11 protein-coding genes are annotated in these 19,762 nt (G+C 73.7%); 8 read left to right on the top strand and 3 right to left on the bottom strand.

What is annotated here, in order from left to right; all coding sequences use genetic code 11:
• Window positions 1-234: 234 nt before the first annotated feature.
• Window positions 235-1,791 (top strand): hypothetical protein, encoded by a 1,557-nt coding sequence (locus AB0I21_RS28235; protein ID WP_360565603.1) that lies wholly within the window; start codon window positions 235-237, stop codon window positions 1,789-1,791.
• A gap of 19 nt (window positions 1,792-1,810) precedes the next feature.
• On the opposite strand, the gene AB0I21_RS28230 is transcribed toward AB0I21_RS28235, so the two are convergent.
• Together AB0I21_RS28230 and AB0I21_RS28225 are read right to left on the bottom strand one after the other, a co-directional pair.
• A complete protein-coding gene (locus AB0I21_RS28230) occupies window positions 1,811-2,491 on the bottom strand; it encodes a response regulator transcription factor (RefSeq protein WP_344498900.1) in 681 nt (226 codons plus the stop codon).
• Window positions 2,492-3,921: 1,430 nt separating this feature from the next.
• Window positions 3,922-5,226: a histidine kinase gene (locus tag AB0I21_RS28225; RefSeq protein ID WP_360565601.1), complete on the bottom strand. Its 1,305-nt coding sequence runs from the start codon at window positions 5,224-5,226 to the stop codon at window positions 3,922-3,924.
• 179 nt (window positions 5,227-5,405) lie between these two features.
• On the opposite strand from AB0I21_RS28225, the gene AB0I21_RS28220 reads away from it, so the two are divergent.
• From AB0I21_RS28220 to AB0I21_RS28190, 7 genes are all read left to right on the top strand, one after another.
• On the top strand, window positions 5,406-6,110 hold the full coding sequence (locus tag AB0I21_RS28220) for an ABC transporter ATP-binding protein (RefSeq protein ID WP_360565600.1): 705 nt from the start codon (window positions 5,406-5,408) through the stop codon (window positions 6,108-6,110).
• Between the two features lie 56 nt (window positions 6,111-6,166).
• A complete protein-coding gene (locus AB0I21_RS28215) occupies window positions 6,167-8,581 on the top strand; it encodes an FtsX-like permease family protein (RefSeq protein ID WP_360565598.1) in 2,415 nt (804 codons plus the stop codon).
• 117 nt (window positions 8,582-8,698) lie between these two features.
• The gene (locus AB0I21_RS28210) at window positions 8,699-9,742 is read left to right on the top strand and encodes a LacI family DNA-binding transcriptional regulator (RefSeq protein ID WP_360565597.1); all 1,044 of its coding nucleotides are present in this window, start codon (window positions 8,699-8,701) and stop codon (window positions 9,740-9,742) included.
• 128 nt (window positions 9,743-9,870) lie between these two features.
• Window positions 9,871-12,066: a carbohydrate-binding protein gene (locus AB0I21_RS28205; RefSeq protein ID WP_360565595.1), complete on the top strand. Its 2,196-nt coding sequence runs from the start codon at window positions 9,871-9,873 to the stop codon at window positions 12,064-12,066.
• Between the two features lie 344 nt (window positions 12,067-12,410).
• Window positions 12,411-13,871 (top strand): APC family permease, encoded by a 1,461-nt coding sequence (locus tag AB0I21_RS28200; protein WP_360565593.1) that lies wholly within the window; start codon window positions 12,411-12,413, stop codon window positions 13,869-13,871.
• Window positions 13,872-13,983: 112 nt separating this feature from the next.
• A complete protein-coding gene (locus AB0I21_RS28195) occupies window positions 13,984-14,817 on the top strand; it encodes a hypothetical protein (protein WP_360565592.1) in 834 nt (277 codons plus the stop codon).
• Entirely contained in the window at window positions 14,814-15,995 is a 1,182-nt protein-coding gene (locus AB0I21_RS28190) for a pyridoxal-dependent decarboxylase (protein ID WP_360565591.1), read from the top strand. Before AB0I21_RS28195 ends, AB0I21_RS28190 begins: the two co-directional genes overlap by 4 nt.
• On the opposite strand, the gene AB0I21_RS28185 is transcribed toward AB0I21_RS28190, so the two are convergent.
• Window positions 15,955-18,537 carry a putative Ig domain-containing protein gene (locus tag AB0I21_RS28185; protein ID WP_360565589.1) on the bottom strand — a complete coding sequence of 861 codons (2,583 nt, stop codon included), beginning with the start codon at window positions 18,535-18,537 and terminating at the stop codon, window positions 15,955-15,957. The two genes, AB0I21_RS28190 and AB0I21_RS28185, sit on opposite strands and share 41 nt — an antisense overlap.
• Between the last annotated feature and the right edge of the window lie 1,225 nt (window positions 18,538-19,762).

Below are 19,762 nucleotides of genomic sequence, written 5' to 3'. Positions count from 1 at the left end.
GCGCGTGGTGGGCGGTCGCTGCGGCGGGGCCGGGGTGCGTCGTCCGACGTCGCGCCGGCCGGATCGCGATGGCCGGGGCAGGGTGCGTCGCCGGACGTCGCGTCCGCGGGCTCGCGGTGGCCCGGGCAGGGGGCGGTGCCGGATGTCACGCCCGCGGGATCGTGGCCCGGTGACGTGGCGTCCACCGGATCGCGGTGGCCGGCGCGGGGTGGATCGCCCGCGGAGCCGCCCGACGTGGACGTCGCGCCCGCGTGGCCGCCGCGGCAGGCGAAGCGCGAGGCTGCCTGGCCGCCGCCGCTGTTCGCCATGCCCGACGCGAGTCCGGCGCGGCGCTCGCCGTCGACGACGACCCGGCGGCTGTGCGCGGCGGTACACCTCGACTCAGGCCTCGCAGAGCGGGTCGTCGCCGAGCTCACGGACGATCCGCGGCGGGCCGTGGCGCCGTCGGTCGGCCTGGACCTGGAGCCGGTGCTGTGCCACGCGCTGCGGGCCAGGCTGCTGGGCACGGTCAGGGACGCGTTCCTCACCGTGGCGGTGGTCGTCGCGCTGATCCTCGCGCCGCGCACCACCGTCGCGGTCCTGCTCCTCGGCGCCGTCGTGGGGCTGTGCCGGTCGAAGGTCGTGCGAGGGGCGCCGCCCGCCGGGCGGGCGCTGCTGGCCGCCGCGCTGGCCTTCGGTCTGGTCACGGCCGTCGGCGCGCTGCTGACGGTGGCCGGCTCGACCGTCGCGGCGCCGGGCGGTGAGCTCGACCGGGTCGTCGCCGCCGTCGGCGCGGCGCCCGGGGGACGGGTGTGGGCGGCGCTCGCGGTCCTGGCCGGATGCGCCGTCGCCGGGCACCTCGCGCACCTGTGGTGGACCGCCACGACCCTCACCGCCGGGACCCACCCGGCCCCGGTGCGGGCCTCGACCGCCCGGCGGGTCGCGGTCGTCGCGGCCGCGCAGCGGGGCAACGTCGCGTTCAGCCGCGGCGACCCGTTCGTCGGTGCCGGGCCGCGGGTGCGGGCGTGGTCGGTCGCGGTGGCGCTGCGCGCGATCGACTCCGGCGGCTACCGTCCCCGCAGTCCCGCGACCCTCGACCCCGTCCTGCTCCGCCGGCACGTCGGTCAGGCGCTGCAGGGCCTCGGCGACGGCACCGGGCATCACGGGGTGCCTGGGCTGACGGTGACGTCGTACCTGGCCGCGGACGGGGTCCGCGGCGGCGGCGACCCGCTGCTCGACGACGGCGTCCCGCTGCCGCTCGCGTCCCGGGAGGCCATCGACGCGGTCGTCCGGGCCCCGCAGGAGGGCCTGCGCCACTACGACCGGGTCGTGATCGTGCCGGGCGCCAGGGCCGTCACCACCGCCGAGGGCCGGCCGGTCGTGCCGCCCGACGACGGCGACGGGCACGTGTCGGTGTTCGTGCACACGTCGATCGAGGCCTCGGTGGTGTACGTCGAGATCTCCGCCCACGTCCTGCCACCGCTCCGCACCGCGTGCTTCGTGCCGGCGCCGGTCGTACACCTGGAGCTGCTGACACAGCTGACGGCCGCGCCGTGGCGACTGACCCGGACAGCGGCCCACCGGCTGCGAGTGCTGGCGCGCCGGCCCGACCCCGGCGGCTGGCACGACCACAGCGCCCGCCTCGCCATCCGCGACCTCGTCGGCGACCCCACCGCCGCCCTGCCCGCCCTGGAGGCGACGAAGTACGTGAAGGTCGTCGAACGCGTCGTGGTCGAAGCCGTGGCTGACTTCCTGGAGCGTTACGACCTGGACGCCACCACCTTCCGCGCCGAGGTCCCGACGACCCACTGAGCCGCTCCGCCGGCCGTGCTCACGGGGCACCCGAGCCGGGGGTGACCAGCCCGGTCTCGTACGCGGCGACGATCGCCTGGGCGCGGTCGCGCAGCTGCAGCTTCGACAGGATCCTGGCGATGTGCGTCTTGACCGTGGCGTCGCTGAGCTGCAGTTGCGCCGCCAGCTCCGCGTTGCTGAGCCCCCTGGCGAGCAGCCGCAGCACCTCCACCTCGCGCGGCGTCAACCCCGACAGGTCACGATGGAGCGTGGCGGTGCGGGCGTCCCGGGTCGCGTACCGCTCGATGAGCCGCCGCGTGATCGACGGCGCCAGCAGCGCGTCACCGGCCCGGACCAGCCGCACCGCGCCGACGAGGTGCTCGGGGCTGACATCCTTGAGCAGGAACCCGCTGGCCCCCGCCGACAGCGCCGCGTAGACGTACTGGTCGAGGTCGAACGTCGTCAGGATGATGACCCGCGGCGCGGCCCCCGTGACAGGCCCGCCGAGAATCCTGCGGGTCGCCTCGAGACCGTCCATGCGCGGCATCCGCACGTCCATGAGCACCACGTCGGGCCGGGTGCGCCGGACCGCGTCGACCGCCTCGGCCCCGTCGGCCGCGTCCGCGACCACCTCGATCCCACTCGCCGTGAGAATCATCCGGAACCCGGTCCGCACCAACGCCTGATCGTCGGCGACGACCACCCGCAACGGCTCGCTCACGAAACCTCCCTCCACACCACTCCGGACCAGGATGCACCGCGCCCGACCACCACCCCCGGACGCCCCTCCTCCAGGCGACGCCGCCCGGACACTGCACTTCGCGCCGCAGCCAACATCGAAGGACAGCCCTGGCCGCGGGCGTGGCCGGATCCATCCTTCGATCATGGTGGGGTGGCCGGGTTCAACGATGGGCGAGGCCCGGCAGCAGTCGCCCAGATCGCCGGCGCACCTCGGGGACTGCGACCTCGCCAACTCACCCCAACCACCACGGACAAGGTCGCACCGACCCCGCCACCGCGGGTTGCCGCCGCGCCCGCAATGCCGGCGAACGGGATGTACCCCCGCTGCTGGGGTAATGGCTGCGGACGTCGTGCTGTTGCTGGTCGCCGTCCTGCCGGTGCTGCTGGGCAACGGCGCGGTGTTTGCGTTGCGGGATGGCACGTTCGCAGAGACGGGGCGGGTGCCGCGCTGCTGAGGGGATGGGTGCTCTCTGCACTGGGGATCGACGCGGTGTCGGCACGGACGGCGCCTCGGTGCGGGATGGTGCACTGTCCGCGTTGCTGGGGAACGGCGCAGCAGCTGGCGCGATGTCCGTGTTGCTGGAGACGGCGCTCTGCCCGGGTTGTTGCGGGACGTCGCGCGGATTGCGCTGCCCGGGAACGGCGCGTTTGCAGGGCGGCGCTGCGTCCGGGCGTAGGGGCGTTGGCAGGGGCCGGGTTGGGGACGGCGCGCTGTCGGCGTTGTGGAGGACGGTGCTGCCGTGGCGGTGTGGTGTTGAGACGGTGCAGTGGCCGGGTGGTTGGGAGACGGTGCAGGTGTTGGGTCGAGGACGGCACGTTGTGGGAGGACGGGGGCGGAGTCCGCGTTGCCGGGGCGGTGTGGTGGTGGAGACGGCGCGGCGGCCGGGTGGCTGGGAGATGGCGCAGGGGTCGGGTTGGGACGATGGGCTGTCTGCGCTGTGGAGGACGGTGCCGTGTTCGTGTTGATGGGGCAGGCGCAGCATCCGGGAAGTTGAGGGACAGCGCATTCAGGGCTGGCGCGGCGTCCGTGCAAGCGGGGGGACGGCGCGGCGTCGGTGCTGGGGCGGCGCGGTGTTGGAGACGGCGTGCAGCCCGGGTAGATGGGGGACTGCGCTTCGGCAGGGGACGGCGCAGCGTCCGGGTGGTTGGGGACGGGGCGGTGTCGGGGGATCGGGCGATCTGCTGGTGCGGGGGAAGCGTGGGTGGCGATCAGTCCATGTCGGAGAGCCGCTTCAGGGAGCGCACCATCGCGGTCTCCCGGTGGGTGGCCGGGGAAGAAGTCGCGGTCTCCCGGTGGGTGGCCGGGGAGGAAGGCGTCGCCCGTGACTGTATGGCTGGTCAGTAGCGCCGCGCCGGCGGGGAAGGGTGGCGGGGCCGGGGATGTGGGCGCCGGGTGGTGGGGTGGGCGGGTCATGGGGCGGGGATCGGGATGGTGGCGTGGACGCGGAAGCCGCCGGTGGGGGTCGGGCCGGCGGACAGGGTGCCGTCGTGGACGGTCAGGCGTTCGCGCAGGCCGGCCAGGCCGCGGCCGCTGCCAGGGTCGGCGGAGGTGTCGGCGGCGCCGCCGGTGTCGGTGACGTCGACGTGCAGGGTGTCGGTGGTGTGGTCGACGGTGACGGTCACCGAGGCGCCCACGGCGTGCTTGACCGCGTTGGTCAAGGCCTCCTGCACCACCCGATACGCCGCCAGCTCCACCCCCGCGGGCAGTGGCACCCGCGTGCCGGTCTGCACGACCTCGACGGGGACGCCGGTGCGGCGGACGCGGTCGGCGAGGACGTCGAGCTGGTCGAGGCCCGGCGTCGGGGCGAGGTCGGGGCCGTCGCCGTCCATCGTGAGCAGGCCCATGACGTGGCGCAGCTCGACCATCGCGGCCCGGCCGCTCGACTCGACCGCCAGCAGGGCCTCGCGGGCCAGGCCGGGCTCGGTGTCCAGGACGGTGCGGGCGGCGCCGGCCTGGACGACCATCATGCTGACGCTGTGGCTGACCACGTCGTGCAGCTCGCCGGCGAGCCGGGCGCGCTCCTGCTGGACGGCGAGGCTCGTCGCGGTCGCCTGCTCCCGCTGCAGTGCGAGGGCCCGCTGCTTCCAGACGTGGATCGCGTTGGCGGTGAGGCTGACCGCGCACAGCAGCAGGAACACCGCCAGCCCCGGCCCCGCATCCGTCTCCGCGTCGCCCCGGCCGCTGGCGAGCAGGGCCACGGTGGCCACGATGACGCTGCCGATCGCGAGGGCCCGGTGACGGCTGTAGAGCGCGGCGCTGTAGGCGGCGATGACGAAGCACACCAACGCCGGCGTCGGGTCGAACCCGGGCTCCGCGCGCAGCAGCAGCGCGGCCACGACGATGACCCACAGCGAGGCGACCGGGAACCTGCGGCGGGTCACCAGCGGCAGCGCCAGGAGCGCGGCCAGGACATACTGCCCGGTGGACGGGTCGTCGGGGACGAAGTGCGGGCCCGGGTCGGGGTCCGGCGGCTCAGGGACCGGTGGCAGGCGCAGGTCGGGCACCCGCATGTGCCGGTCGCCGTCGAAGACGAAGTCCGGCGCGGGCGCGTCGCCGGGCTGCGACGTGCTGCTGACCGTGACGAGCGTGAGCACCAGCGCGAGGACGGCGTCGGCGGCCCACGCCCACCTGCTCAGCTTCGGCATCGGGCCGCTCACGCGCCACAGCTCGGCGCCGATCGCCCGCAGCTGCCGCCGCACGAACCCGATGTCCACGGCCCAAGTCTGCCAAGTGCCCCGCCGCCTGGCATCGGCTTCAAAGACCACACGCCGCCGCGCGGTGTAGTCCAAAAGGATGACCCACCCGCCGGAGACCGTCACCGTGGCCGACGTGCCGGAGGCGGCCCGCTTCCTACGGTCGGAGCATCCACACGAGACGACCGCGGAGGTACACCGTGAGCGCGCCACTCATCCAGATCAGCGACGTGAGCAAACGGTACGACGACGGCCCACCCGCCCTCGCCGGGCTGACGCTGCGGATCGACGCCGGCGAGGCCGTCGCCGTGCTGGGCGCGTCCGGCAGCGGCAAGTCCACGCTGCTCAACCTGATCGCCGGGCTGGACCGGCCCACGTCGGGCAGCGTCACCGTCGACGGCGTGCGGGTCGACGGGCTCGGCGAGGCCGCGTCCGCGAAGTACCGCCGCGCCCGCATCGGCATGGTCTTCCAGTTCTTCAACCTCGTCGACGACCTGACCGTGCACGACAACGTCCTGCTGCCCGCGCAGCTGGCCGGTGTACCGAGGGGCGAGGCCACCGCGAGGGCCGGCGAGCTGCTGGAGAAGCTGGGGGTGCGGCGGCACGCGAAGGCGTTCCCCGGCCGGCTGTCCGGCGGTGAGCGGCAGCGGGTCGCCGTCGCGCGCGCCCTCATGAACCGCCCGTCGCTGCTCCTCGCCGACGAGCCGACCGGCGCCCTGGACACGGCGTCCGGCCGCGAGGTCCGCGACCTGCTGACCGCCCTGCACCGCGACGGGCAGACCGTCGTCCTCGTCACCCATGACGTGACCCTCGCCCACGAGTGCGCCACGAGGACCGTGGAGCTCGTCGACGGCCGCCTGAGCCGCGACGTCAAGCACGGCAACCAAGCGGCCGGTGCCCGGTGAGCGGGGTTGGCAGCGTCGTGCGTGCCGGCGGGCGGCGGAGGGTCCAGTCGGTCGTGATGGCGTTGACGACCATGCTCGCCGTTTCCGCGTCGGTACTGGCAGCAGGCCTCCTCGACGCTTCCCGCGCGCCCTTCGACCGGGGCTTCGCCAAGCAGCAGGGCGCCCACCTGACGGCCACGTTCGACGCGGGCGCCGTCACCGCGGACACCGTCGCCGCCACCGCGAAGGCGGCCGGTGCGACCGCGTCCGCCGGCCCGTTCAGGACCGTGTCGCTGCGCCCGACGACGGTCAGCGGCAGCCGCATCCCCCCGGGGCTTCAGCTGCCGCCCGCGATCCTCGCCGGCCGCGCCGACCCCGGCGGGTCCGTCGACCGGCTCGACCTGACCGCCGGCCGGTGGGCCACCGCCGCCGGGGAGATCGTGTGGGCGGCCGGCCGGTCGCCGCTGGAGGTCGGCGACCGGCTCACGTTCACCGATTCGCCCGGCAGCCCCACGCTCACCGTCGTGGGCCTCGCCAGGTCGGTCGGGACCAGCGCCGAGGCGTGGACGACCCCCGACCAGCTGACGGCGCTGCTCAGCGGCGACGTCAAGGGCGGCTTCCAGATGTTGTACCGCTTCGCCGACGCCACCACCGACGCGCAGCTCACCGCGCACCGGGCCGCCGTCGCGGGCGCCGTGCCCGCCGACGCGATGACGGGCGCGGCGTCGTACCTCACCGTGAAACGCGACGCGGAGCGCCGGGCGGCGACGTTCGTGCCGTTCGTGGTCGCGTTCGGGGTGCTCGGGCTGTGCATGTCGGTGCTCATCATCGGCGTCGTCGTGAGCGGTTCGGTCGGCGCCGCGACCCGCCGCATCGGCATCCTGAAGGCCGTCGGCTTCACCCCCGCCCAGGTCACCCGCGCGTACATCGGCCAGGCGCTGATCCCGGCCACCATCGGCGCCGCGCTCGGCGTGCTGCTGGGCAACCTCGCCGCGGTGCCGGTCCTGGCGGACGAGAGCGACGCGTTCGGCACCGCCTCGATGACGGTCGCGCCGTGGGTGAGCGTGGTCGTGCCGCTCGTCGCGCTCGCCGCGGTCGTGTTGACCGCGTTCGTGCCGGCGCTGCGGGCTGGCCGGCTGCGCACCGTCACCGCCCTGGCCGTCGGCCGCACCCCGGCGAGCGGGCGCGGGCGGACGGCGCGGCGGCTGCTGGGCCGCCTGCCGCTGCCCCGGCCGGTGAGCCTGGGGCTGGCGAACCCGTTCACCAGCCCGTCCCGCTCCGCGACGATCGTGGCGGCGGTCGCCCTGGGCGCGCTCGGGGTGACGTTCGGGGTCGGCCTCGCCACGTCCCTCGCCGGCATCCAGGAGGGTCTCAACCGCCGCACCGCCGGCGCCGTCGTCGCCCACGCGTTCACGTTCGGCCCCGGCCCCGGTGGTCCCGCCGGCCCGCCGGCACCGGGCCAGCAGAGCGGTCCGGGCGGTTCGGGAGGCCCCAGCGCCCCGGTGAACGCAGGCCAGCCACCCGGTGCGGGGCAGCACGGCAAGGGCGGTCCGCAGACGGACGCCGAGGCCCTCGGGAAGGTGCGGGCCGCGGTCGACGCGCAGCCCGGCACCCGCCGGTGGTTCACCACGGGGCACGCCGAGATCGGGGTCTCCGGCCTCACCACCCCCGCCGACGTCGTCGCCTTCACCGGGGACTCCTCCTGGGGCGCGTACAAGATGATCTCCGGGAAGTGGTTCGACGGGCCGGGCCAGATCGTGGTGCCGACCGCGTTCCTGCGCGCCACCGGGCTCAAGGTCGGCGACACGGCCACGCTGACCGACGCCGGGCGTTCGCTCAAGGTCCGGATCGTCGGGGAGTCGCTCGACCTGAGCGACGACGGCCGGGGCGTGGTCACCGACGCGGCCACCCTCACCGCCCTCGGCACCGTCGTCGAGCCGGAGTCGGTCGAGTTTCACATCGACCTCGCCCCGGGCGTCACCGCCAAGTCCTATGTGGACGCGCTGAACAAGGTCCTGGAGCCGCTGGGCGGCGGCGCCGACGTCAACGTCGGGGAGATCAGCGAGACCGTTGTCGCCATGGACACGCTCGCCGCGACGCTCACCCTGATGCTCGTCGTCGTCGCCGGGATGGGCGTGCTCAACACGGTCGTGCTCGACACCCGCGAACGCGTGCACGACCTCGGCGTGTTCAAGGCCCTCGGCATGTCGCCGCGGCAGACGGTCACGATGGTCCTCACCTCGGTCGCCGGCACCGGGCTGCTCGCCGGCGCGATCGGGGTCCCGCTCGGCATCGTGCTGCACCACGCGGTCCTGCCGGCGATGGGCCGCGCCGCCGACACCGGCATCCCGGCGTCCTACATCGAGGTGTACGCCCCGCTGCTGGTTCTGCCGCTGGTCCTCGGCGGCCTCGTCATCGCCGGCGCCGGCGCCCTCCTGCCGGCGGGCTGGGCCGCCAGGACCCGGACCGCCACGGCACTGCGCACCGAGTAGCCGGATCCCGAAGGGGCCGGGCGAGCGACCGCCCGGCCCCAGAGGTGCGGACAACGACACAGAGCGGCTGTCGCCGCACCGGCGGATCAGGCGGGCCAGCCGATATGCTGGCCGGTGATGAAACAAGCGGGTGAAACAGAGCAGCGGCAGCGCGTCACCATCCGCGACGTCGCTCAGCAGACCGGCCTGTCCATCGCGACGGTGTCGCGGGTGCTCAACGGCCGTGCCAACGTCGCGCCCGGCACCCGGGACCGGGTCCTCGAGGCGATGGGCGGCCTCGGCCGGCAGGCGCCGCGGCGGCGCGGGTCGGGCGCGGAGAAGGCGGACAACGGCGTCTATGTGCGCTGCCCGTACGTGCTGACGGACTACTTCGGGCTGATCGTGTCCGCCATCGCGGAGGCGCTCGACGTGCACGGCATGCACGCGATCGTCGACGCCGGCGAGTCGTCGTGGAAGCGCACCGAGGTGCTCAAGACGCTGACCGGCTGGCCGCAGGTCGCGGGCGCGCTGCTCATCCTGCCGTCGGAGCCGGAGGAGGACCTGGAGCGGCTGCGCGACCAGGGCTTCCCGTTCGTGATCGTGGATCCGCGCACGTCGCCGCCGCGCGACATCGCGGCCGTGTCGGCGGCCAACTTCGCCGGCGCCCGGCGGCTCGTGACGCACCTGACGGAGCTCGGGCACCGCCGCGTCGGCATCCTCGGCGGCCGCCCGGGCTGGATGGCCAGCAGCGACCGGCTCGCCGGCTGGCTCGCGCCGCTCGTCGGCGCCGGCGTGCTGCCCTCGCCCGACCTGGTGCGCGCCGTGTCCGACCCGACGGTGGAGGAGGGCTACCGCGCCGCCGGTGAGCTGCTCGACCTGCCGGAGCGGCCGACGGCGATCGTCGCGTTCAACGACAAGATGGCCGTCGGGGCGCTGCACGCCGCCGCCGACCGGGGCCTGCGCGTGCCGCACGACCTGTCGGTGGCGGGCTTCGACGACATCGAGCTCGCCCGGGCCACGCACCCGGCGCTCACCACGGTCCGCCAGCCGCTCGGCGAGATGGGGCGGATGGCGGTCAGCCTGCTCGGGCGGATGCTCGCCGGGCACGAGCTCGACGCGCTGCACGTGGAGCTGGCGACCGACCTCGTGGTGCGCGGCTCGACCGGGCCGGTGCCATCCTGACGCGTGTTTCATAGAAACTTCCATCGAATCCTGAAAAAGGTTGACACGCTGCTGCGGCGGCGTGTTTCCTTCGTGTTACAGGCGTCGATGGATTCCGCGCGCCTCCACCATCCGCAGAAGGAGGCGCCGTGAGGCGATCCATCTCCGTGGCTGCCGTCGCGCTGGTCACCGCCGGCGCCCTGGGCGCCGCAGCCGCCCCGGCGGCGGCGAACGCCCGGCCCGGCGCCCTGGTCACGGGCACCTACTCGACCGGCGCCGCGCACTGGCAGCCGCTGCCGGACGCCCGGGTCGACGCCGGGGCCGGCATCCAGGCCGACGCGACCGTCGTCGTCGATCCGAGCCGGACGCGGCAGTCGTACACCGGCATCGGCTTCTCGATCGACGAGACCTCCGTGTCGAACCTGTGGAAGCTCACCCCCGCCGAGCGCGAGCGCGCCGTCCGGCTGCTCGTCGACCCGCGCACCGGCGCCGGCCTGGACCGCTTCCGGCTCACCATCGGCAGCCCCGACCTCATCGAGCACCTGCCGTTCTGGTCCTACGACGACCTGCCGGCCGGCGTCACCGAGGACCCCGACCTGCGGTACTTCTCCATCCAGCGCGACATCGACCTGCACATCGTCGACACGATCAAGCTGATCCAGAAGTACAACCCGCAGGCGACGTTCCTCGCCTCCGCGTGGAGCGCCCCGGCGTGGATGAAGACCAACGACAAGTTCCTCGGCGAGGTCGCCCTCAAGCCCGGCAGCGCCAGCGAGTACTACCAGGTCGGCAAGCTCCGCGACGACCGCATCGACGTGTTCGCCCGCTACTACGTCAAGTACGTCCAGGCGTACGCCCGGCTCGGCATCCGCGTCGACGCGCTGACGCTGCTCAACGAGCCCGGCATGGACGTCGTCTACCCGGCCATGGACATCAGCGTCGAGCAGCAGCAGAAGCTGTCCGTCGCGATCGACCGCGAACTGCGCAAGGCCCGCCTCGACGTCGACCTCTACATCCACGACTTCAACTTCTGGGACTGGCGCGACCCGAACAGCACCGCCACGAAGAACTACCACCGGGTGCTCGACGACCCGGCCGCCGCGCGGGCCGCCGACGCGATCGCGTTCCACCCGTACTGGGGCGACCCCACCGTCATGCGGGACGCCTACGAGCAGACCGGCAAGCCCGTGCACCTCACCGAGACCAGTGACCTGTCCCCGGCGACGGTCCTCGCCGACCTCCGCCTCGACGCGTCCTCCTACGTCATGTGGGCGCAGGCGACCGACCAGGACGGCGGCACCCTGCACTGGACCCCGGCCCGCGACAACAACGTCGACTGGGACGAGGTCGCCCGCACCACCAAGTGGCCGGACCGGCTCGTCAAGGTGGACACCGCTTCCCGCACGTTCACCGTCCGCGACGAGCTCTACCAGCTCGGGCAGTTCAGCCGGTACCTGACGCCCTCGCACGTCCGGGTCGCCTCCAGCGGCACCGCGGGCGGGATCGGCAACGTCGTCTTCCGTGACCGGCACGACGGCTACGTCGCGGTCGTCGGCAACGCGCTCGACACCGACCGCACCGTGCGGGTCGTGCTCGCCGGGAAGTCGTTCGTCGCCACCGTGCCGGCGCACGCCTACGCCACGTTCCGCTGGGACGCCGACCTGCCCCGCGGCCGCAACCACGCCCCCGTCCTGCGCGACCCGGGCCCGGTCGTGGTCGACCAGTACGCCACCACGACGCTGCGGCTGCAGGCCACCGACGCCGACCGCGACGCCCTGTCCTACTACGCCACGGACCTGCCCGACGGCGTGACCGTCGACGCGGCCACCGGCGCCGTCTCGCTGCACCCGACCGTCGCCGGCGCCTTCGACCTCACGGTCACCGCCACCGACGGCCGCGCCGCCGCCTCGCGCACGGTCCACGTCACCGTCCGGCCGCACGGCGCGCCCGTGGGGGAGAAGGTCGAGGCCGAGGCGTACGTGGCGCAGCACGGCTGGACCGACGGCGGCTCGAACTTCATCGAGTCCAACCCCGCCGCCAGCGGCGGGAAGAACGTCGGGTGGACCGCGGCCGGCAACTGGCTCGCCTACCGCCTCGACGTCGCCGCCGGCACCTACGACGTGGAGCTGCGCGTCGCGACCGGCACCGGCGGCCCGCTGCCCGGCGCGATCTCGCTGCGCGACGCGACCGGCGCGGTCCTGGCCACGGCGTCCGTGCCGGACACCGGCGGGTGGGGCGCCTACCAGTCCGTCCATGTCCCGGTCACCCTCGCCGCCGGCGACCAGCAGCTGACGCTGTTCTGCGAGACCGGCGGGTTCAACGTCGACTACCTGCGGCTGACCTGACCGGTCTGTCGCGCCCGCCCCGCCGGATCCTGGGGACCCAGGATCCGGCGGGGCGTCGTCGTGCGGAGCCGAACGTTACGGGCGCGGCACCAGGCGGTAAATTCTCCGGCCCCGTGGGGCGGCTCACACCTGTCACAGAGTGCTCCAATGCCTGTTCCCGGGGGTTCGGGACCTAACGACCCATGGGAATGCATGAGATTCGCCTGGGCGCCACCGAGTAACTTTCGCCTATACACTGCGCAGCGGTCCTGATCACGCACAGCCAACTGAAGAATCGGAGTGCGCGCCGCGATGCGTCCTTCCACTCAGTCCGCGACACCTCGTCGTCTTTTCGGCGGTGGCCGATGACCGGGTACGGGCTCACCCGCCGGCAGATGTCCGGCGGCGGCGTCTGGCTCTTCCAGATCGGCGCAAGCTCCCCGATGGCGGTCCTGGCCGGCGGTATCGTGGCCACCTACGCCTCGACCGGGATGGTCGCCACCCCGCTGACCTTCCCCCTGCTCGGCATCGCGCTCGCCCTGCTCGCCGTCGGGTACGTGTCGATGGCCCGCAACGTGCCGCACGCCGCCCCCGCCTACGCCCTGCTCGCGCACGGCTTCGGGCCGACCGCGGGCATCATCGGCGGCGCCCTGGCGCTGGTCTTCTACTCATGCATCCAGATGAGCCTGTACGGCCTGGTCGGCGCCACCCTCGCCGGGCTGCTCGGCGGCAACTGGGTCGTGTGGGCCGCGGTGCTCTGGCTCGCCGTCGCCGTCTGCGGGCTGCTGCACGTGTCGCTGTCCGCGTTCGTCGTCGGGTCGGTGCTCTGCGTCGAGCTGGTCGTCATCGCCCTGTTCGACCTGGCCGCGTTCGCCCACCCCGCGGGCGGGTCCATCAGCACCGACCCGATCAGCTTCCCCGGCCTGTGGGCGCCCGGCATCGGTGGCGCGCTCGCGCTCGGCATCGCGGCGTTCATCGGCTTCGACACGGCCCCCGCCTACAGCGAGGAGGTCCGCACCAGCCGCAGCATCACCCGCGCCACCATCGGCGCCCTCATCTTCATGCCGCTGTTCTACGGGCTGTCGGCCTGGGCGCTGGCCGCGACCGTCGGCGCCGACCGGATCGCCGCCGTCGCCGCCGACCCCGATGCGGGACTGCCCTTCAACGTCCTCGACGAGTGGTACGGCAGCGGCCTCAGCCTGCTCGCCACGATGCTGCTCATCACCTCGGTCTTCGTGGCGATGCTGTCCTTCCACAACGTCCTCGCCCGCTACGCCTTCGGGATGGCCCGCGAGGGCGTCCTGCCGGCGTGGCTGGCCCGCACCGGCGCCAGCGGGCAGGCCGAGGGCGCCCCGACCGGCGGCTCGGTCCTGCAGAGCGCGAGCGCGCTCGTGGTCGTCGGCGTGTTCGTCGTCCTCGGCGCCGACCCGATCGCCGTGCTCTTCACCTGGCTGTCCGCGGCCGGCGCCATCGGGATCATGCTGATGCTGGTGCTCATCTCGGCCGGCAGCATCCGGTACTACCGGCGCGGCGGCGGCTCCCGCGAAGGCCTCCTGGTCAGCACCGTGCTGCCGAGCCTGGGCGTGATCGCGGGCACCGGCATCCTGCTCGTCACGCTCACGAACCTCTCCTCGCTGCTGGGGATCGCCGGCGACTCGATCCTGCAGGCCGTCATCCCCGCCGCCGTGCTCATCACCGTCCTGGTCGGGGCGGTCTGGGCGCTCATGCTGCGGTCGCGCCGGGCACCGGTGCTCGCCGACGTCGGGCGCGGCAGACCGGACCCGCTGCGGGTCCTGGACCGCCGGCTCAAGGACCTCGATGTTTGAGACCGACCCGGCGGTGGCACCGCCGGCCGCCTCTTACGGTCCCTCCGGCTCCTCGTTCTCGTCCGGCCCTTCGTCCGGATCCTCGTCCGGTTCCTCGTCCGGTTCCTCGTCCGTGCACGGTTCCCCGTTCACGCCGGGCGGCGACTCGACGTACGACCGGGTCCCGCAGCCGTCGGGGCACCGCCGGTTCGTCCACAACGACGCCGAACCCGACACCCGTCACCTGCGCGCGGTCCCGCCGGAGGGGCCGCGCGGCAGGGGCGACGGCAACCCCGAGGCCGACGTCACCGCCGCGTTCCGGGGCGAGGTCGTCTCCCGGCTGCGGCGCTTCTCCGTGCTGCACACCCGCCACGTGTGGGAACGCCGCCGCCGCGACCCGCTCAGCCCCCACGGCGTCGCCCTGTTCTACCTCGAGCGCGGCGTGCCGGTGCTGCAACAGCTGCGGACCGCGACCCGCATCTTCCTCGCCGACGACGAGGCCAACGACCTGCCGATGCTGCTGTACGGCCTGGCCCGGCACGCGCACGAGGGCTACCAGGCCGACCCCGCCTTCGACCCGCGGACGCAGATGGTCAACAAGTGCGACCCGATGTCGGCCACCGCGGTGTTCGCCGGCATCGGCGTGTGCACCCTCGACACCCCGTACGGCACCTGGGCCGACGCCCAGCGGCAGGCCGCCAACGAGTTCGACCTGCCCGGCCGGTGCTTCGCCCGCCTCATCGACGGCACCCGGCTGCTGCTGGACCGCGGCGGCCGCAAGCAGTTCAACGGGCTCACCGTCGAGAGCTCCGTCGACGACACCAACACGCACTACGGCGTGCCGAGCATGCAGTGGCGCTGGAACCCGGCGCTCTCCGAGATCGATCCGCACGATCCCACGTACCACGTGTGGCGCTGGATGAGCGAGCTCGGGCGGATCGTCGACGTCGGGTCGCAGCCGAGGTGAGCGGCCTCCCGGACCCGACCATCGGCGGGCGTCTCGACCAGCTGTACGCCGATCTGACCCGGCACTCCGACTACGACCTCGGCTTCCCCGGCGCCACCGACCTGCCCGACATGACCGCCGTGTCGCGCTTCGAGCGGGTCCTGCTGAACAACGTCGGGCACCCGTACGCCGCCGGCGGCTCGTACCGGCTGCACACGAAGGTCGTCGAGCACGAGGTCGTCCAGTTCGTCGCCGACCTCGTGCTCGCACCGCTGGACAACCGCCACGGGTACGTGACGACCGGCAGCACCGAGAGCAACCTCTGGGCCCTGTGGCAGGCCCGCCAGCACCTCCCGGGCGCGGCCGTGTTCGCCTCCACCGCCGCGCACTACAGCATCGCCAAGAACGCCGAGCTGCTCGGCATGCGGCTGCACCTCGTCCCCGCCGACGACCGCGGCGAGATGCGTTACGACGACCTGCGCACCGCCGTCGCCCGGCGTCGCCGCCCCGGCGCCGGCGCCATCGTCGTCGCCACCGTCGGCACCACCATGACCGAGGCCGTCGACGACGCCGCCCTGATCGACAAGACCCTCGCCCTCGCGGGCATCGACCCCGCGCAACGCTGGATCCACGCCGACGCGGCCCTCGCCGGCATCCCCCTGGCGCTGTGCGACCCACTGACCCGGCCCGGTTTCACCTTCGCCGACGGCGTGCACTCCTTCGCCGTCAGCGGCCACAAGTTCCTCGCCACGCCCTTCCCCTGCGGGGTCGTCGTAGCCCTCGCCGACCGCCACACCGGCCGGGGCAGCATCACCTACACCGCCGCCCCGGACAGCACCATCACCGGCTCCAGGTCCGGCCACGCGCCGTTGTGGCTCTGGTACCTCCTGCGCCACTGGGGCCTGCCGGGCCTGCGCGGTCGGGCCGCCGCCGCCCGGGACCTCGCCGGCTACACCGAGCGGCAGCTGCGTGGGATCGGCTGGCCGGCGTGGCGCGCTCAGGAGCACGCCTTCACCGTTGTCTTCCCCCGCCCGCCCCAGCCCCTCCTGGACCGCTGGCCGCTCGCCACCGATGACGGCGGCAACGCCCACGTGGTCTGCATGCCGGGCAAGACCCGCGAGCTGGTCGACCGCTTCGTCGCGGATCTCGCCCACGCCCTCAAGGGCGTCGCCGCCCTGCCGAACTCGATGGCCTGCTGACCGGGCTCACGAGTGAGGCGCCGGCCGTGATCAGGAGCAGGCCGAGCGCCGTCAGGGTCATGGTGTCGACGCCGGTCACGGGCAGCGACGCCGAGCCCGTGGTGGTGACGGCGACGGCCATGGCGCGGGCGGTGCCGTCCGGGGCGGTGCCCTGGGCGAGCATGGTGTGGCTGCCCTCGGCGAGGTCCGCCGGGATGGTCACCGGGGCGCTGAACCCGCCGCTCGCGTCGGTGGTGACGGTGGCGAGGGTCGCCGGGGTGCTGTAGATGCTGACGAGCACCGTCGAGAACGGGGCGAAGCCACTGCCGATGAACGTCAGCGTCTGCGCGGGCGCGATCGAGGTGATCGCCCCCCGGTCGGTGGTCAGCCTGAGCGGCGTCTGCGGCGGGACCGGCGGGGCGGCCGGGGCGACCGCCGTGGCCGGCGCCGAGGCGGTGCTGACCACCGAGTCGCCGGCGACGGAGTGGGCGACGACCGTCACCGTGTAGGACCGGCCGGCGACCGCGCCGAGCACGCAGCTGGTGGTGGCGCGCGAATCGGTGGTGCAGGTGGCCGGCCCCGGGACGGCGGACACGGTGTACCCGGTGACGCCGGGGTCGCTCGCGGCGGTCCACTCCGCCAGCACCGAGGAGACCTGGCCCTTGGCCGTGACGCCGGCGGGGGCGGGGTGGCGGACGGTGAACGAGAGCTCGCGCTCGCCGGTGCGACCGCCGGCGTCCGTGACCCTGACGGTGACCGTCGTCGTGCCTGCGGTCGTGGCGGTGCCGCTGATCTTTCCGGTGGCGGCGTCCAGGGTCAGCCCGGCCGGCAGCGTGCTGTCGACCACCGACCACGTGTAGGGCGCGACGCCTCCCTCGGCCGTGAGCGCGGTCTCGTACGGTGCGCCGGCCACTGCCTCCGTGCCGGTGGGCTCGGGGATCGTCAGCGCCGCCTTGACCGTGAACGTGCGGGTGGCGGACGCGGTCGCCTGGTTCGCGTCGGTGACCGTCAGCGTCACCTGCCGCTCGGCCGCCGCCGTCGGCGTGCCGGTGATGGCGCCGGTGGCCGCGTTCAGCGTCAGCCCGGCCGGCAGCGTGCCCCCGGTCACCGCCCACGTGTAGGGTCCGGTGCCGCCGGTTGCCGTCAGCGTGGCGGTGTACGGCGCGCCGACGACCCCGACCGGCGGCGGTGCCACGGTCACGGCCAGGTTCGCCGGTAACGGTGGGGGCGTGGGCGGCGCGGCCTGGCCGACCGTGAACGTGTACGCCTTCGATGCGGTCGTGCCGGCCGAGTCGGTCACCTGCAGCGTGAACGACGCGGGCCCCGCCGCCGTCGGCGTGCCGCTGACCTCGCCGGTGCCGGCGTTGAGGCTCAGCCCGGCCGGCAGCGAGCCGGCGCTGACCGCCCACGTGAACGGCCCCGTCCCGCCCGTCACCGCCGGCGTGCCGGAGTACGCCGTGCCGACCGTGGGGGCCGGCAGCGAACCGGTCGTCACCGCGAGCGACTGGTCCTCGATGTAGGCGGCGGTCACGTACAGCGGCTGCGCGCCCACGGGCACCGTCGAGGTGACCGTGGCGGTGCCGGTGTCCACGACGCTGACCGTGCCGCTCATGGCGTTCGTGACGACGAGCGTGCCGCCGCCGGGCGTGAACGACAGGCCGACCGGCATGGCCCCGACCGTGATCGGCGTGCCCGCCGTGTTGGTGGCCAGGTTCACCACGCTCACCGACCCGGCGCCGGCGCACGCGACGTACGCGGTCGTGCCGCTGGCCGAGATCGCCACACCGTACGGCATAGCGCCGACCGGTACCGTGGCCGTCACGGTGTTCGTGCTGGTGGCGATGACGGAGAGCGTCGCGGCGCCCCGGTTGCTCACCAGCACCTTCGACCCGTCCGGGGTGATGGCCACGCCGAGCGGGTTGATGCCCACCGCGATGGTGGCGGTGACGGTGTCGGTCGCGGTGTCGATGACGCTGACCGTGTTGTTGCCGCTGTTCGCCACGTACGCGCTGGCGCCGTCCGGCGTGACCGCGACGCCGGTCGGATCGGTGCCGACGGCGATCGTCGTCGACACCGTGAACGTGCCCGTGTCCACCACCGACACGTTGTCGCTGCCGAAGTTGGCCACGTACACCTTCGCCTCGTCGGGCGTCAGCGCGATGATGCCCGGCGTGGTGCCGACGTCGACGTACGTCTTGGCCCGGGTGGCGGCGTTCACCTTGTAGAGCCGGTCGCCGTTGTACGCCGCGACGTACATCGTCTGGCCGTCGCCGGATGCCGCCAGCCACGCCGGCCCGTCGATCCCGGAGATCGTGCCGGTCACCGTCCCGGCCGTCACGTCCACCAGCGACAGCGTGTCGTCGACATAGTTGCTCACCATGGCCCGCAGCACCGTCGACTCGACGCGCCCTCGCGGCGCTGCTTCAGCCCGCCCCGACGCGACCTCCGCCCGGCCCGACGCCGCTGATGCGGCCGATGCGGCCGATGCGGCTGATGCGGCGTCCACGACCACCACCGAGGTGACGCCGAGCACCGCACCGACCGCCAGCAACCTGAGCCCCATCACATACCCGCCGCGCACGAAATCCCCCACAAGTAGGACCAGCCATGCACACGCTAGTGACCCAATCCCCCTTTTTCCGGCAAATCACTTCCATACCGACAGCGCCCTCCTGTCGAGACAGCTGTCCGGAATCCAACAAGTCCGATGAATGAATCCCCATCGGAGCGCTAGGTTCGCCCTAACGGGGGTCTGATGGTCGGCGTGGCGGCAGGTGCATCCCGCAGGGACCACCGCCCTCCGCAGCACGGCAGCCGCCGCGCCGGTCATGAGAACCACCCCACACCGCCAACCCCCACAAGCACCGCGCTCCGCCCCCCTGCCGCATCGCCACCGCTGACGCTCGAAGAACAACTCCGGTCGTCCTCGCAACCAGACCGCTCCGTGGATCAAGCCGGTCCATCAGCGTCAACCCTGCGCCCCTGACACCCGGCCCTCGCCACCCGACGATGCTCACAGGCGAACCCGGCGACGGCTCCGGAGTCACAGCGCGCAGCCCGCATGGTGGCCACCGAGGCCAGCGCCCCGATGGCCTGCCGCGTCCCGACCTGTCCAACGCCGCCACCATCGGCACGATCGTGTCCGCATCCGGTGACGGTGCCGTGCAGCCTGATGATCGAAGGACGGGTCTGGTCGTGCTGGTGGCCAGATCGGTCCTTGGATCATGCCGGTGCATCAGCGTCGGGCCCGGGAGTGAGCGTGGCACCGGGTTCTCGGTGCCCGGTGATGTTCGCGGGCGAGGCCGGCGGCGGCTCTGGAGTCGTGGCGCACAGCCCGCGTGGTGGTCATCCAGGCTGGGACCTCGACCATCTGCCGCGTCCCGACCTGTCCAACGCCGCACCGTCGACCAGCCTGATGATCGAAGGACGGGTCTGGTCGTGCTGGTGGCCAGATCGGTCCTTGGATCATGCCGGTGCGTCAGTGTCGGACCCGGGGGGTGAGCGTGGCACCGGGTTCTCGGTGCCCGGCGATGTTCGCGGGCGTTGCCGGCGGTGGCTCCGGAGTTGCGGCGCGCAGCCCGCGTGGTGGCACCCAGGCTGGTATCCGGATCACCTGACGCCTCCCGGGCATGGCAATACGGCACGACCACCGCCCTGCCACGCCCGCCTCGTATCGTGCCGGCCTTGGGCTACGCCGGCCTTGGGCTACGCCGGCCTTGGGCTACGCCGGCCTTGGGCTACGCCGGCCTTGGGCTACGCCGGCCTTGGGCTACGCCGGCCTTGGGCTA

It is taken from the genome of Dactylosporangium sp. NPDC050588 (assembly GCF_040654975.1).
In the GTDB taxonomy this organism is placed as follows: Bacteria; Actinomycetota; Actinomycetes; order Mycobacteriales; family Micromonosporaceae; genus Dactylosporangium; species Dactylosporangium maewongense.
The sequence above is the reverse complement of the archived record's forward strand: the minus strand, read 5'-3'. Positions and strand labels throughout refer to the sequence as shown.